This window comes from Flavobacterium daejeonense DSM 17708, from assembly GCF_000425425.1.
Taxonomy (GTDB): Bacteria; Bacteroidota; Bacteroidia; order Flavobacteriales; family Flavobacteriaceae; genus Flavobacterium; species Flavobacterium daejeonense.
On record NZ_AUDK01000024.1, the window covers coordinates 45,068 to 61,639 of the forward strand.

General features: G+C 32.7%; 8 protein-coding genes. 1 reads left to right on the top strand and 7 read right to left on the bottom strand.

The features are described from left to right. Positions 1-422 precede the first annotated feature (422 nt). Positions 423-3,833 (bottom strand): tetratricopeptide repeat protein, encoded by a 3,411-nt coding sequence (locus H599_RS0115265; RefSeq protein ID WP_211253758.1) that lies wholly within the window; start codon positions 3,831-3,833, stop codon positions 423-425. A gap of 22 nt (positions 3,834-3,855) precedes the next feature. Continuing rightward, a complete protein-coding gene (locus tag H599_RS0115270; protein WP_026714920.1) occupies positions 3,856-5,229 on the bottom strand; it encodes a sugar porter family MFS transporter in 1,374 nt (457 codons plus the stop codon). A 325-nt stretch (positions 5,230-5,554) separates the two neighbouring features. Here H599_RS0115270 and H599_RS0115275 point away from each other — a divergent pair, with 325 nt between their 5' ends. Further along, complete coding sequence (locus H599_RS0115275; RefSeq protein WP_026714921.1) at positions 5,555-6,433, top strand: AraC family transcriptional regulator; 879 nt, start codon at positions 5,555-5,557, stop codon at positions 6,431-6,433. A 287-nt stretch (positions 6,434-6,720) separates the two neighbouring features. Here H599_RS0115275 and H599_RS0115280 read toward each other — a convergent pair whose 3' ends face one another. From H599_RS0115280 to H599_RS0115300, 5 genes are all read right to left on the bottom strand, one after another. Beyond that, positions 6,721-9,057 carry a glycoside hydrolase family 95 protein gene (locus tag H599_RS0115280; RefSeq protein WP_026714922.1) on the bottom strand — a complete coding sequence of 779 codons (2,337 nt, stop codon included), beginning with the start codon at positions 9,055-9,057 and terminating at the stop codon, positions 6,721-6,723. 640 nt (positions 9,058-9,697) lie between these two features. Further along, positions 9,698-11,281 (bottom strand): solute:sodium symporter family transporter, encoded by a 1,584-nt coding sequence (locus H599_RS0115285; RefSeq protein WP_245600531.1) that lies wholly within the window; start codon positions 11,279-11,281, stop codon positions 9,698-9,700. 12 nt (positions 11,282-11,293) lie between these two features. Continuing rightward, on the bottom strand, positions 11,294-12,310 hold the full coding sequence (locus tag H599_RS0115290) for a GntR family transcriptional regulator (RefSeq protein ID WP_026714924.1): 1,017 nt from the start codon (positions 12,308-12,310) through the stop codon (positions 11,294-11,296). A 70-nt stretch (positions 12,311-12,380) separates the two neighbouring features. Next, positions 12,381-14,585 carry an alpha-galactosidase gene (locus tag H599_RS0115295; RefSeq protein ID WP_026714925.1) on the bottom strand — a complete coding sequence of 735 codons (2,205 nt, stop codon included), beginning with the start codon at positions 14,583-14,585 and terminating at the stop codon, positions 12,381-12,383. Positions 14,586-14,604: 19 nt separating this feature from the next. Then, entirely contained in the window at positions 14,605-16,569 is a 1,965-nt protein-coding gene (locus tag H599_RS0115300; protein ID WP_026714926.1) for a sialate O-acetylesterase, read from the bottom strand. Positions 16,570-16,572: the final 3 nt, after the last annotated feature.

Genomic DNA, 16,572 nt, shown 5'->3' on the forward strand with positions numbered 1-16,572 from the left:
GTTGTTAATTAAATTATAAAAAATTTACTATTCTATACTATACTATTTCATTGCAATTATACAAAATATTTTTTGTGTATAATCATCATATACATTAAAAAAAAAAAAAAAATGACATCTTTCTAATTAACCCCCTAATTGAAATAGAAAAATCCTAAAATTTAATAATATGGGTAAAAAAATTAGAAAAGAACTAAAACAAAATTGATTTAATTAGAAAAATACAAGTTGAATAACTTATATCAAAAACACTCTTACAATTTAACTTTAAGTTAAATTTTTAACTCAAATTAAATAATATGCAACACCCGTTAGTATTCAAACAAAAAATAAACACATAAAGTAATACATAAAATCCTCAACAAAAATTATTATTTTAAAATTCATATTTCTGAAAAACAATACACTCATGAATTGCTATTTTATTTTCTAAAAGTATATTTATTTACATCCAGATCTTTTACTTTCTGATAAAAACGTTCTGAAACTTCCTCATTTCCTAAACCACTGTGCCCCAAAGCCATCACATAATTACAATGCACCTGGTTACGAATGTCTAAATCATCTTCCCAAATAGCTAAATCCGGAAGAGAAACAGCGAAATAATCAATACGGCTTTTTTCAAACAAATACTTTTCACCGTGAGCCACTAACTTGTTAAAACGACTACGGGCTTTATCTTCATCACCTAATTCACGCCATGCCAATCCTTGATAAAATATCTTATCAGGCTGTTGATCATTATAGAAAAAAGCTTGTACCGGTTCCGGAGATCCAAGTGTTGCAACCATAAAATTAGCTTTGGCATTTTCTTCATCACCCAGCCCTCTATATGCCAAACCTTTATAATAAAACACTTCGTTTTCTTCGGCATTTTTTAATTTTCCTTCACCTAAATTATGAGGAAACACTTCTGTTTCTTTCAGTAATTGAATAGCATCTGCAAAACGTTTTTCTGTAATGGCGATTTTAGCCAATTCTACTCTGCACAATGTATATAAACCGGTTACTTTTCCTTCTCCACCTTCCCAAGGATGGAATTTTCGCGAAGCGATAAGGTTTTTAGCGATTTCATACTGTCCAATCTGACAATACAAACCAATACGTTCAATACATAAATCATCTCTTTGTTCTACAAGATCAGAATATAGTTCAAAAAAGCTTAATCTTTCCTCTGGAGATTTCCCCGTTTTTTTATACAATTGATCTAATTCCATAAAAATTCGGGAATCAGTTGTATCCAATTGAAATGCCTGTTCTAATACTTCCTGTGCACGCACTTTATTATCCAATTTATTATAATAAGCAAGAGCCAGGTTTCTTAAAACCGTTGGAAATTGATTGTCAATTTTTACTGAACTTTCCCAACAATCAATTGCATTATCATACTGACGAAACGCGTACCAAAAATTACCTAAATAAAATGACGCTTTATCATCTTCAGGATTCAATACAATAGCATCTTGCAGGATATTGACTTCTTCAATTCTATTTGGGAAACATTTTTCAGGAGATAATGCTGAAGCTTTTTTATACCATTCAATTGCTTCTTTTTTGTTTCCTTTCATAGATTCAAAATAACCAATTGTATAGAAAACCATTGGATAAACCGCAGTAACATCCAGAGTACATTCTTTTAAAAACTGAATAGCTTCTTCATACAATCCTGCTCCGGCAAAATCCAATGCATATTCGATATAAGCATGCGACCATTTACGCATAATTTGATTCATTTTACCCAATTCGGCTTTGCTATTCGTCAACAAATACTTTTCAAAACGACAACCCATATTAAAATGATCAATTTTGATTGATTCATTAACAAGAGCCAGCGCCTCTTCTGCTCTTCCTAATTTTCTTAAAATTGATGCTTTTAACTGGCGTGCTTTATGATTATGCCAATTACGAATTAAACAAGAATCAATACGTTCTAATGCTTCATTCCACTCGCCTTTTATACAGTCTATTTGCGCCAAGGCGAAAAATGCGGCATCCTGCCAGGCTGCATTCCAGATAGATTTAAAAAGCGCGGTATAAGCCTCTTCTAATTTCCCTTGAATTTTCAAACAAATCCCTAAATTATAATACGGTTCTCCATCATAAGGATTTGGACTGCGTTCGGTCAAAACTTCAACAGCAGTTCTAAAACAAGCTTCTGCTTTTTTAAACTGTCCTCGTCTTAACATTAACAAACCAACTGCATTATTACAACGAACATCTTTAGGATCTCTACTTAAAGCTTCTTCATAATAATCCAATGGATTATAGGTTGCATGACGGTATTGCTCCAAATGTAAACCTGTTAAAAACAATTGCTCGATGGAAGCTATTTCTTTAGGATCAAGAGCTGCTTTTGCAGGATTCGGTGCTGGTTTAATCTCCGGTTTTTCCTCCTGATAGGAAACAAGAACTTTCCCCTCTGCAGTATAAATGGAGAAAATTAAATTCTCAGAGGCAACATTTCCAATAACTACATTCTTTTTATACGGATTATGTGGAGAAATAGTAATAATTTCCTGGTGCAAAAGAGTCCCGTCTATATCTTTTAATTCTAATTTTAAATTTTCAAAAAGACTGGTTGTATATAAAATTAAATCCGCTTTGTCACCATCTACTTCAATGTTGATTATGGCATCTTTTGAAGCATTTTTAACATAACCTACTTCGGCATAAGGCATAAAATACTGCACCCATGATTTTTCCTCATAAGCTTGTAGCCAAGAAAAATCAGGTTGATTATCTGTAAAAACCCCTGTCATCAATTCAATATAAGGACCGTCTTTATCCGTTAAATTTCGATCCCAGGCCAGTCCAAAATCTCCATTACCCCAAGTCCATTGTTTTTTACCCGGAGAAACATGATGATTAGCTACGTGCAACAAACCAGCCTGAACTCCATCTTCATAACCACCAACAAAATTGTATTTAGAATGCACCGCCATATAGGAAGTAGGTACAGGAATGTTCTTATATTTTGAAATATCTACACCTGCAGAATAATCCTGTTTGTAATATTCACCGGTTGCAACTGGGAAATTAGAAACATCACGTTTTCCATGGTCGAACACAAAATTCACATCCGGCGGAAAAACTGACTTGTATTCATCGTTTACCACTACAGCCGGATTAGCCCACCAAAGAAATGTTTGCGGAAAAGCCGTTCTATTGTAAATTTTAACTTTAATTTCTATGAATGCTTTATCAGGATGCAACGTAAATCCCTGCATTCCTTTAGTTCTGAACATTCTTTCTACTTCATTACACCAAACCGTTTTACTACCATCAGCATTTTCTTCGATACTAAAATCAGTTGGTAAAAAAGTACTCGGACGGTGATGCTGTGGCCAGTTGAACTCAATTCCTCCTGAAATCCAAGGACCTGTAAGTCCTACTAATGCAGGCTTAATTACCTGATTGTAATACACAAAATGACGTTGTTTTACCTTATCATAAGCCATGTGAATACGACCTCCTAATTCTGGCAGAATCATTATTTTGATATATTTATTTTCGATAAATAAGGCGTGATACAATTTGTCTCGTTTTATATCGGATATTTTTTCAACTACCGGATAAGGATATACTGATCCGGAACTTCCCTGATAAACTCGTTTTTCAAGAAATATTGGATTCTTTTCTTCTTCACCAATTTCATAAGTTGGCAGCATAATATCTTCTTCCCATGCGCGAACTACACCATCTTCATTTACCGTAGATTGAATCAGGTAAGCCGTAATAGGTTCATCTGCCATTTCTGTATTTGGCATTTGAGAAGTTGAACTCAATTTACCTTCTTCAATTGTATCTGGTTGAACTGAAATTAATTTTTCCATCTTCATTCATTTCTTCAATTAATTATTTTGTTAATTCTGTTTCTATTTGTTCTAAGGATTTTCCTTTAGTTTCTGTTAGATATATTCTTAAAAAAAGATATCCTATAAAGCATACAAAGCCATAAAGCCAAAAAGTTCCATTGGCACCTAAACTTTTATTTAAAATTGGAAAAGAATAAGTCAATACAAAACAGGCTGCCCAAAGTGAAAAAGTCGCTACTCCCATGGCCATAGCTCTGATTTTTACAGGAAAAATTTCAGATAGGACTACCCAAGTCACAGGAGCTAATGTCATAGCATAACAAGCAATTGCTGCAATTACAAGAATTAAAACTACCGGACCAGTTATTGAATAGAAATAACATAAACCTAAAAGTATATAAATACCGGCAAGTCCAATAGATCCAAAAAGCATTAAAACTCTCCTTCCTAATCTATCAACCAATAACATCCCTACATACGTAAAAATTAAATTAGTCAAACCTGTAATCACGATATTGAATAAAATATCTGACACCCCATATCCTGCCGCTGAGAATATTTCCTGAGCGTAATTAAAAATCACATTGATACCACACCATTGCTGAAAAACAGCAATGAATATTCCCAATAGAAGAATCTTAGGCATTTTACCTTCAAGCAACATTTTAAAACCTACAGTCTCTTTAACAGCCCCTAGAGTTTTCTTTAACTCGTTAACCTGATCCAAGGCGAATTCCTGACCTCCTATTTTAGAAAAAATAGTAATCGCTTTTTCAAATCTATACTGACTGGCTAACCATCTTGGACTTTCAGGAATGATTAATATTAAAAGAAAAAATGCCACGGAAGGGACTGCTTCAGCCCAAAACATTACTCTCCAGCCTGATTGTACATTCCAGGAATTCAACAGAATATTTCCAGAATCAATAGGTTCTGCAACCAGCAGATTGGTAATTTGGGCTGCCAAAATACCGATTACAATAGTAAGTTGGTTAATGGAAACATATTTACCACGGGTGGCACTTGGTGCTATTTCAGCTATATACATCGGTGAAAGATTAGATGCTATGCCAATACCAATACCTCCAACCACTCTCCAAACAATAAACATTTCAATTGAATTTGCCGCTCCTGTTCCTATTGCTGAAGCAGTAAACAAAATGGCTGCAACAATCATTAAAGGTTTTCTACCATATCGATCAGACAAAGTACCCGATACCATTACCCCTAACAAACATCCTAAAATAGCACTTCCCATCACCCAACCCTGCATAGAAGGCGAATTAACTATATTAAAATATACTTCATAAAATGGTTTTGCCCCACCTATAACAACCCAGTCATAACCAAACAAGAAACCTCCCAGGGCAGAAACTAAAGCAATAAAAAGCAAATAGGATTTATTTTCACTCATAATTTTGAAACTTATATTATGAAGACAAATTTAGAAGTATAGCAGTAGTTAAAAAATGCAAAAAACAAACAAAAAGATGTACAAAACAACTATTTATAAACACACAAACACTTATTATTACATAAAATCTCACTATCTAAATAATTACTTATATTTTTTTTCAATATGTTTTTTTTCAATAAAATTAAATACAATTAACTATTTTTGGAACTAAATAATCTATAATAACATATTTTTAAATCAAAAAATTAAAAACAAAACAATATAAATTGTTAGCAAAAATGACTAAAACCTGTATTTTTTAACTTATTTACTAAATTTAAAGATGGAACATATAGCTGATGGTTTTAAAGATGAAAGAGCAATTGTATTACCTTATAGTATCCGTAATTTTCAAACAAATAACGAATTGACGAAATCATTATATGTAACCCATATCGGATATTATCCTAATGCAAAAAATCATTTTCGAAAACGTTCTAAAGGTGCTCTTGAAAATATTTTGATTTATTGTGAAAAAGGAATTGGAACGGTAACAATAGATGAAAGACAATTCAAACTAACAGAAAATCAAATCTTAATTATTCCTGCAAACAAACCTCATTCTTATGAATCTGACACCAATGATCCTTGGAGCATCTATTGGATACATTTTAGAGGAACTAAATCAGACATTTATTCACCTGAGATGGAAAAAATTATAAGTTTAAATGACGTAAGAATTGCCAATAGACTTGAACTATTTGAAGAAATTTATCAAAACTTAGAAATGGGGTTTTATGCTGATAATTTAGAATATTCAAGTATTTGCCTTAAACATTTTTTATCCAGTATAAAATATACGGATCAATTTATACGATCAAAATCAGAAAACATGTCTGATTTAGACACAGTTCCTATGAGTATAATATATATGAGAGATAATCTAACTAATAAATTAACACTAACCCAGATAGCTAAACATGTAGGTTATTCAGATTCTTATTTTCGAAATTTATTTTTAGAGAAAACCTCTTTTACACCTATTGAATATTTAAATAAATTAAAAATTCAGAAATCCTGTTCATTATTGCAATTCAGCAATATGAAAATAAATGAAATTGCTTACTATCTGGGATATTATGACCCTTATCATTTTTCAAAATCATTCAGTAAAGAAATGGAAATTTCACCACGGGAGTATCGTAAAAAATATAAAAACTAGTCAGTAATAAAAATAAATAACTCATTAATGAACATTATTTTAACTTATCTTCTTTTGATATTTGAAAAGGCTCCGGTTTTAGAAACCAGAGCCTTAATTCATCGGACAAACTTATAAACGATAATGTATATTTAGATTTTTCTTTTTAATCAAAAAATTTTGTTTCATGACTTTGCACATTTTCATTCCATTTTTTTCCTTTTCGTACTACTTTATGTTTCTATAAATCTCTTATTTCGTAAAGATCTTTTAGTCCTAAATCAGAAAAATTAATTTTAAAATTTTGATTATTGAATACTTTTAGAATAAACATTTTTAACTTTTCCGTTTATTTTAATTTTTACTTTCTCAGGTGATGGTGATAATATTTCATATTGGATTATTTTACCATTTTTCCATTTCATGTTTATAGTAAAATTACCTTCAGCTTTTAATCCTTTTACTTCTCCTTCTTTTAACCAAGCGTCTGGCATTGCAGGCAATAATTCGATAAATCCTGCATGGCTTTGTATCAGCATTTCTCCAATTGCTGCAGTTGCTCCAAAATTTCCGTCAATTTGAAAAGGGGGACCGGCAGAAAGCAGATTTGGATATACTCCTCCACCGGCTCCATAATTGATGTTAGTCGCCAATGTTGGTCTCAAAATGGCTTTTAGTAATTTATAAGCTCTGTTTCCGTCTTTTAATCGGGACCAGAAAAGCATTTTATAAGCAATTGACCAGCTTGGGCCATCATCTCCTCTAACTTCTAAAGTTTTCTTTGCCGCTTCTGCTAAATCAGGCGTACTTTCGGGAGTTATTAAAGAGGCTGGATACAATCCGTATAAATGAGAAATGTGACGGTGCTGCGGGTCTGGTTCTTTATACGGTTTTAGCCATTCCTGAATTCTTCCGTCAGTGCCAATAACTCCTGATGGCGGTAATAATTGCAGCCTTTTTTCAAAATCATTTCGCAAATCAGAATCAATTCCTAGTTTTTGAGAGGCTACTATTACACCATTAAACAATTCACGTACAATTTGATTGTCGATTGTCGGCCCCATGCAAACATGCGCATCCTGACCATTAGGAAGCAAAAATGAATTTTCCGGCGATACTGATGGTGAAGTTACTAACCATCCCGTTTCCGGATCTTTTACCAGCATGCTATTGTAAAACTTAGCTGCTCCTTTAATTATTGGGTAAATTTCTGCCAGATAGTTTTGGTCTTTGGTATATAAATAATGATTCCATAAATTGTTACACAGCCAACCAGATCCTGCTTTTGCAATTCCCCATGATGCGCTTTCTCCAGGTTCTGTAAATCCCCAGACATTCGTGATTACGTGTGCCACCCATCCATCAGCATTGTAATAGGCTTTGGCTGTTTTTTCTCCGTAAGGAATCATGCCTTTTACCAAATCTTTTAAAGGAAGATTCAACTCCGATAAATTTCCTGTTTCTAAGGCCCAATGATTCATCTGAACATTTACATCAAGATGATAATCGCCATTCCACGGAGTTTGTACCTGATGTGCCCACAATCCCTGTAAATTCGGAGGAAGCAATCCGACTCTCGTACTGCTGATACTTAAATAACGTCCGTATTGGTAAAACAAAACCGGAAGTTCCGTATCTGAATCGGGTTCTTTTAAAAAGGCATCCAAACGCTCGTTTGTCGGTAGTGTTTTTTGAACTGGTTTTCCAAAATTCAACACCACACGGTTGAACAGTTTTTGATAATTTTGAATGTGTATTTTCTTCTGATCTTCATATTTTTTTAACATTGTCACATCCAGAATTTTATCTATCGAAGATTCAAAATTTTTATCTTTAAAATCAGTTCCTGCTGAAATATATAAGATTACTTCCGTTGCATTTTTTATCTCAATTGTATTATTGGCATACAAAACACTTCCGTCTGTAGTTTTGGCTTTTACTTTAGCTTTATATTTCATTCCTTTTCCATCAATTCCGTTGTTCAATTGTCCTGTCATTACAAGAGAATTGTCCTTCCCGTTTTCAGTTTTAAAATATTCTGGACGGTCTAACTGAACTGTAAAATTCAATTTCCCTTTTTTGCTTGAAGTCAATTTTACAAAAAGAGCATCATCGCCAAAACCAGCAAAATATTCACGTTTATATGTTACACCGTCAATTGTAAATTGAGTTGAAGCAAGGGCAGTCTGAATGTTAAGATTTCTACTGTAATTTATTGGTTGAGATTTTGTTTTATAATCAAATTTCAGTGTCATATCACCTAAAACCTGATAACAGCCAAACTGGACATTAGCTCCATCACCACTCCCAGAACCTGGACCTGTACATACAAAATTTTCATTAATTAATTTCTCGGCATCACTGTTTTTATTATCCAACAACAATTCTCTTATCTGAGGGAGAAAAGAAAATGCTTTGTAATTATTGGCATCCTGCGGAGATCCACTCCAAAGTGTAATATCATTTAAAACCAATTTTTCGGTTGTCACACCTCCATCGGGCATAATTCCCAAGCGACCGTTTCCTAATGGCAATGTTTCTTCCCATTGAGAAGCTGATTTGTTATACCACAACTCAAGCGGACTCTTTTGAGAATAACCTAAAATAGGTATTAATATAAAAAGCAATACTTTATACTTTATCATCTTCATGGTTTATTTTTTTTCACAGATTAAAATGATTTTACTCTATGATGAACTTAATTGATGTGCTGTTACTAAATCTCGTTAGACCTACAAGGTTTTGAAAACCTTCCTTAATTTAAGTTTAAAATTTTATCGCCGAAACTAGATTTTTTCTAATCTACTTACGACATCGGAATTAAAAATGGTACCAGACATAACTGCTTATACCTAATCTGTATCTGAATGATTTGAAGTAAACATCCTGATACTATCTTTTCCAATTTCTGCATCAGATTTTATTTTCAAAACATAATAACTATTAAATTATATGTATGTTATTGCAACTCTCATATAAATAACTTTTAGTTAATAAAAATAGCTATTAAGCTAGCTTTTATTTTATTATTAATTATTTGAATCAAAAAACAAACCAACATATACTATACTACACTATACCACACACAAACATACTGATATTTTTGTTATAACCAAACAAAACGTTAAGATTATCCTAAACACTAAATAATTTCAGGTAAAAAACGGACAACACATTACAAGTAAAAAAAATGATTATCAGTATTTTACAATAAAAATCATGTTGAAATACATTTTACTAATACGATAAAAATGAAGTAGAAAAAGAAAAAGCAGAACTAAAAAACTAAGCTATACCCCACTTTGAAAAAAAAACGAAAACTCCAACCATTGCTATTATTAAAAATGCAAAAAACCAATAGCGATTTTTCCAAGGAGATAATTTAACCGATTCAAGTTGTACTTCGGTATAACTGTAATTTGGGTAAAATTTTGCTACAAAAAACATACTTACAGATGTTGTAACAAACAATAAAGCTAACATATGCAGATAATGAATTTTAACACTTAAAATGTAATTGAAAATAATAAAACTAAAAATAAAAAATATAATTCCAATCTTTGCCGCTTGTGGAGGTACTCGTTTAAATAAAACACCAATTATAATAATGGTAAAAATAGGCAAGCAAAACATCCCTGCAAGTTGCTGTAAATAGGTATAAAAACCAACTTTACTAAACATTATAAATGGAGCTGAAAGCATAGCCAAGAAAGATACAATTATTTCAAATTTACGTCCCGTAAACACTAAATGCTTTTCTGTAACTACTTCGTTTTTTTTCTCCTTCCACGGTTTATAAATATTAAGAACAAAAAGGGTACTGCTACTATTTAAACCAGCATTAAAAGTACTAATTGCAGCTCCAAGAACTACAGCAGCAGTTAATCCTATCAAAACACTTGGTAATGTATCTTTTACAACCAGAGGAAAAACCTCAGCTGTTTTATCTAGTTTAGAATACAGATGTACTCCTAAAATTCCGGGAAAATTAATCAAAAAAGGACACAAAAGCTTACCTAAACAAGCTAAACCCATACCTTTTTGACTATGAGATAAACTTTTTGCAGAAAGAGCTTGTTGAACAATGAATTGTTCCATTCCCCAATAATACAAATTCATAATAAACATACCTGTAAAAATTGTACTAAAAGGAACTTCATCAAAAGCCCCCCCAATAGAATTTAGATGTTCCTTATGATTAGAAAGTAAAATATGTGCACCTTTTAACCAATCACCATCCCCAAGAAATCTAAATCCAAAATAAGGAAAAGCAATACCTACCGTTAATAACCCTATACTTAAAACTGTATCACTTATTGATATAGCCCTTAAACCTCCCAAAACCGAATATGCACACCCTATAAAACCAATTCCCCAAACCATGATCCAAATATTTTGCCAATAACTTAAATCTAAAGGCTGCAAAAAATTTAGCATTCCAGTAAGAGCAACTGCTCCACCATATAAAACTGCAGGTAGTAAATTTATTAGATAACTACATAAAACTACAATTGACACCATTTTTTTTGTAGAATTATCGTATCGTTTTCCTAAATAATCTGGTATCGTCATGGCTCCAGTACGAAAATAAACAGGTAAAAAAAATTCTGCAACTAGCAACATTGCTAGCACAGAACTTACCCCCCAAGCCATAACACTCATGTTGTTAATATATATAGACTCATTTTCACCTATAAACTGATTTGCACTAATATTACTTAGCAACAAAGCTCCTCCTACAATAATGAAGTTATTACTACGGTTAGCAAAAAACAATTCATTTGTTGTTTTTACCTTCTTTTTACGAGCATTTATTCCTGAAATTAAAGCAATTAAACAAGTAGTTAACACAAAACTAACTATAGACATAAAACTCATAAATCAAAGCGAATTTCTATCAATCAGTATTGTTGGTATAATCTCCTGAATCTTTTTTCGCTTCAACACAAAATTGGCAGCTTTTCTACCCATTTCAGCAAAATCAGCAGAAAACGTTGTAACACCATCAAAAATGATTTCTTTAACAATGTCATCATTGTGAGAAATAAACCCAATATCTTTGCCAATTTTAAGCCCATGAACTTTAGAATCCTTAAGCATTTCCCATAATTCTAAGTTATGAATTGTAAAATAAACTTTGCCTTTTTCAAGTGATCCAGCAATATATTCTTCTTTTATTACGCCTTTAATTTCATAATCTTTCATGAATCTCTTAAAAGAATTTAATATTTCATTTGGTTCGGCGGAAGATGGTTTAAAGAAGAAAACTAATTCGTCATATTTTTTAATTTTATCTTTAAGCTGCACAAAAGCTTTGTAAGACGAATCTCCAAACTCTTGTGCAACATAATTATAATCTTCATCTGTTTCAATAAAACGATCTACTAATAAAACTCTATTTGTTGGAAGCTGTTTTAAAACAGTTGGTGTTTTTTTATTAGGAATTGGAGCAATAACAAACATTCCATATTTTCCTTTTAAACTGTGAATGATATTTTCGAATGTTTCAAAATTATTGTGATGAAAGAAAATATCCAATTGCACATTTTTACCAAGACCCTTTCTAAAATTTTCATAAAACGTTTCCTGAAATATATCAAATGCAAAGATTAACAAGGCAACTTTCAATTCCTGTTTTACGTCTTCAGTAGCAACAAAGTAACCTAATCTATTTTTGGACTCAATTATTCCTCTGTGAACAAGTTCTTTATAAGCCTTTGCGATTGTTTCTCTAGCAAAACCCAGCTCACTTATAAAAGTATTAACAGACGGAAGCAAATCGCCTTTTACAACTATCTTTTCATCAATGGCATTAATTATTCCCTGAACCAATTGCTCATGTTTAGATAAAGAATTAATAGATTCAAGATTTTTAATCTGTTGAATAATTTTCTTCATAAAAAGTTTTAATATGTACTTAAATAGAAAATATAGTATTACAAATATATACTAATGTTTGAAATTTAGCTTAGGCTTTAGTAATTTTTAAAACAACGCTGCTGTTAGATGCAGTAACATTTGGGTTAATTCCAACCTGCATTAAGAAATCTCCAGAATAAACAGCAGTTTCTACAACCGGTTTTTTGTCTGGATATACATTGATTTCTTCTACTTTATAATTTTGCCCTGCTTGCAATCCTTTTAATTTTATTGGAAGATGAGTGCCCGCTTCATATCTTGAATTAACAGAATAAGTAAATACTACTCCTTCGTTTCCATTTTTATTGACAAACATTACAGAAGCGGCATCATTACCCCACGGATTTTGTAGACGATATTGGTCTCCTTGCCAAATTGTATTGCTCAAAACATTATAGTTTTTAATAGCTTGCTGTGTAAAGGCAAGATCTTTTTCGTTTAATTCTTTTACCACAATATCAAAACCTAATCTTCCCATCATGGCAACATCTGTGCGGTATTTTATAGACTGTTTTCCCCAATCTGTTACGTGTGCCGCTATGGTAAGAGCAGGATAAAAATAAGAGTACTCATACTGCATGTAAACACGCTCTAAAGGATCTGTATTGTCACTTGGCCAGAATTCTGTAAAATATTTCAAAGCTCCGTAATCTACTCTTCCTCCACCACCAGAACAAAGCATCATTGGCACTGTTGGATATTTGACGCGAATACGCTCCAAAACTTTATAAAGTCCGTTTACATAATCAGTATAAAAGTTGTTTTGTTTGTCTTTTAAATAATTTGAATAGGCATTGTAAATTACCGCATTACAATCCCATTTAATATAAGCCAATTCTGGATTTTCTGTAAAAAGATTATCTACAACTCCGTAAACAAAATCTTGAACTTTTGGATTAGCTAAATCTAAAACCAATTGATTACGGAAATAATGTTCTGATCTTCCTTGCTGTTTTACAACCCATTCTGGATGTTTTTTATATAAATCACTTGCTGGACTCACCATTTCTGGCTCGATCCAAATTCCGAATTTTACCTGATTGTCTTTAGCAGTTTTTACCAAAGTTCCAATTCCGTTTGGCAATTTCTTTTTGTTAACGTCCCAATCTCCTAGAGCTGCATCGTCATTATTACGCGGATACGTATTTCCAAACCATCCGTCATCTAGCAAGAACATATCAACCCCAAGTTTTTTACTGTCAGCAATTAAAACTTTTAATTTTTCTTCATCAAAACTAAAATACGTTGCTTCCCAGTTGTTTAATAATGTTAAACGATCTCCTTTTCCGTCTAAGATTTTATAATTTCTAGACCAATCGTGAAGGTTACGGCTTGCGTTTCCTTTTCCTTTAGATGATAAAGTGTACCAAAATTTAGGGGTCGTAAAAACTTCATTTTTAGCTAGTTTATAAGCAGCAGCGGCGTTATTTATTCCTGAAATTATGCGAAGATTATTCAGCGGATCTAATTCTAAATCAGTTCTAAAGTTTCCTGACCATTCCAAACCTGCAAACAAAACTTTTCCTTCGTCTTCAGTAGCTGGTTTATCCAAAGAAATCATAAATACAGAAGGCAGAAATAAATTGGTACGTGATCCTAATTTAGTATCTAAAGTTTTAATTCCGTGAGTAATTTTAGTCTCTTCGGGCTGCATTTCTTTTGCCCAATCACCGTGATATTGATTTAGCCAGAAACTATTATATCCCTTTAAATACAAATTAGCCGAAGCATATTTGTTTAAAGTAATACTTCCTTTTTCGTTATGCTGAATCGTTGTCCACTGTTCAATAACATCAGTGTCAAAATAAGCCTGAATAAATAGGTGAACTTCTACAGGATATACAGGATCTTTTAAAGTGATTTCGGTTTGAGAAACTCCTGCGCTAATCGTATTGGTTTTGTGACTTACATATAATAAATCTAACGAAGTATTTCCGTCAGCATGCGTTACTGTAATTGCAGGTTCCAATAAATTTTTAGACCCAGAAGCAGTATAAGCCGCATTATAAATACCTGAATAATCGGTTCCTTGACGAAACTGACCTTGTATTTTAGCATAATCTGAATCGTTTGCCAGTTTTTCTCCCAAATAAATAGTGCTTAATTCTTTTCCTTTATTTACTCGTAAAACCAATGCATTGGATTTTGTTTTTACGGGAATGATTTCTTGTGCTGTTATTGAACTGCAATAACTCGTTAGAATAAAAAATGCTATCGCAAAAGACTGCCTTAAATTGATACTTTGTTTTTTCATTTTATTATATATTATTTTTTTATTTCTTTTCTTGTGTAATTCCTTTCCAAACATCTGTTCTAAATGACGATGCAGGAAGACCTGATATGTTTGTCAAATTTCCGTTTGGATTATCAGCCCAATTGTATCGAACTGAAACGGGGTTTGGAACACTCTGCGTATATACGACTACTTTTTCGTTTACGATTTTGGCTTCTGCCCAATAAAATTTCTGGTCAGCTCCTGCAATCGAAAATCCTTTCAGTTCTCCATTTTTGGCTTTGATATTAGTATTAAAATCAAAATCCAGTACAATCGTATTGTTTTCAATTTTAAACGATTTATAAAGAGGCCCCGAATATTCATCTTTGGTATTATACACTTTTGCCAAAGCTATATTTGCCAGACGATCACCAACATCTTGTTTATTTTTTGGGTGAATGTCTTCTCCGTTTCCAATATCCGTTGTAACGGCCATTCCAGTATTTGGCAGTTTTAAAGTCAGGAATTGTGCTTCTCTTAATTCTGCCCAATCTGAATCTCCAGGTTCTGTTTTTTGCTGTTTATAATTGGCTAACTGTACAAAGAAAAACGGAAGGTTTTTGTCTTTAAAATGAGTTCGCCAGTCGTTTATAAGCAGCGGAAATAACTTTTGATATTGATAGGCTCTTTCTGCATTACTTTCTCCCTGATACCAGATTACTCCTTTTATTTTATAATCTGCCAAAGGCGCAATCATGGCATTATATATCGAACTCGGCCTGTTTTGCCCCTGAGCCAGATAAGGTCGTTCAGGTAAATCTTTACTGTCTGCACCTATATTATATTTCCAATCTCCAGCTAATGAAATAGCTTCTTTATCTGATTTTAAAGCTATATTCTCTTCTCCATAAATACCTCCATTTCCTGCTCCGTCATACACTCTGACGGCAATAACATTTTCTCCTTTTTTCAAATATTCTGAAGGAATAATATAATGGCGTTCTACATTGTATTCTTTTGTTTGGCCTATATAATTTCCATTTACCCAAATTACATCATCATCATCCGCAAAATAACTTAGGTTGAAATTTTTACTGTTATCTGAAACGGTAAACTTTTTTCTGAACCAGACAATTCCGTCAAAATTTCCTAATCCATTACTGTCAAAGAAAGAAGGAACTTTCATAGTTTTCCATGCTGCATCATCAAAATTTGCTGAAGCCCAGATTGCTTTTTCATCCTGAAATCCTTTATCTAGATTAGCAAGATGTTTTTCCCAAAGGGCTAAATCGGCATTGTACTTTTTCTCTAGAGTTTCTCTGCTTGATTCCGATTTCATCGCTTCAATCTGAGTATCAAAATCATGAATCGTGCTTAACGCTCCAAGACTTGTCCAGGCTTCTATCAATGTTCCTCCCCAAGAAGAATGAATCAGTCCAATTGGAATTTTTTTTTCTTTATAAATTTTTCTGGCAAAAAAATAAGCTGTTGCACTAAAATCGGCTATGTTTTTAGAATCGCAGACATTCCAGCCATTGTGCTGTACTTTTAGCGTATTTAATGGTAAAGTACTTTCTACGTGTTCAGCCTGCAATAATCGAATTTCAGGATAATTAGCGTTTGCAATTTCGTCTTTATAATTCTCTATTTTCCCCCAGCCTTCAAGCGGCATTTCCATATTGCTTTGTCCGGAACATAACCATACTTCGCCAATTAGAATGTTTTTCAGTGTTTTTATTTCGCCGTCATTTATTGTAACAGTGTAAGGTCCGCCGTAAACAGGTGTTTTTAAAACTACATTCCACTTTCCATTTACAACAGTCGCTTTATATGTTTTTTTATCCCACGAACCTATAACAGTTATTGATTTCTGATTGCTTTCTCCCCAAAACGGAACAGCACTTTTTTGCTGCAAAACCATATTGTCAGTAAAAAAAGAAGGCAGTGTTACTGCTGCATTTGCTGTCGTCGAAACCAGCCATATCACCGCAAATAGGACATTATTTAAAAGATTTTTTTTCATTCT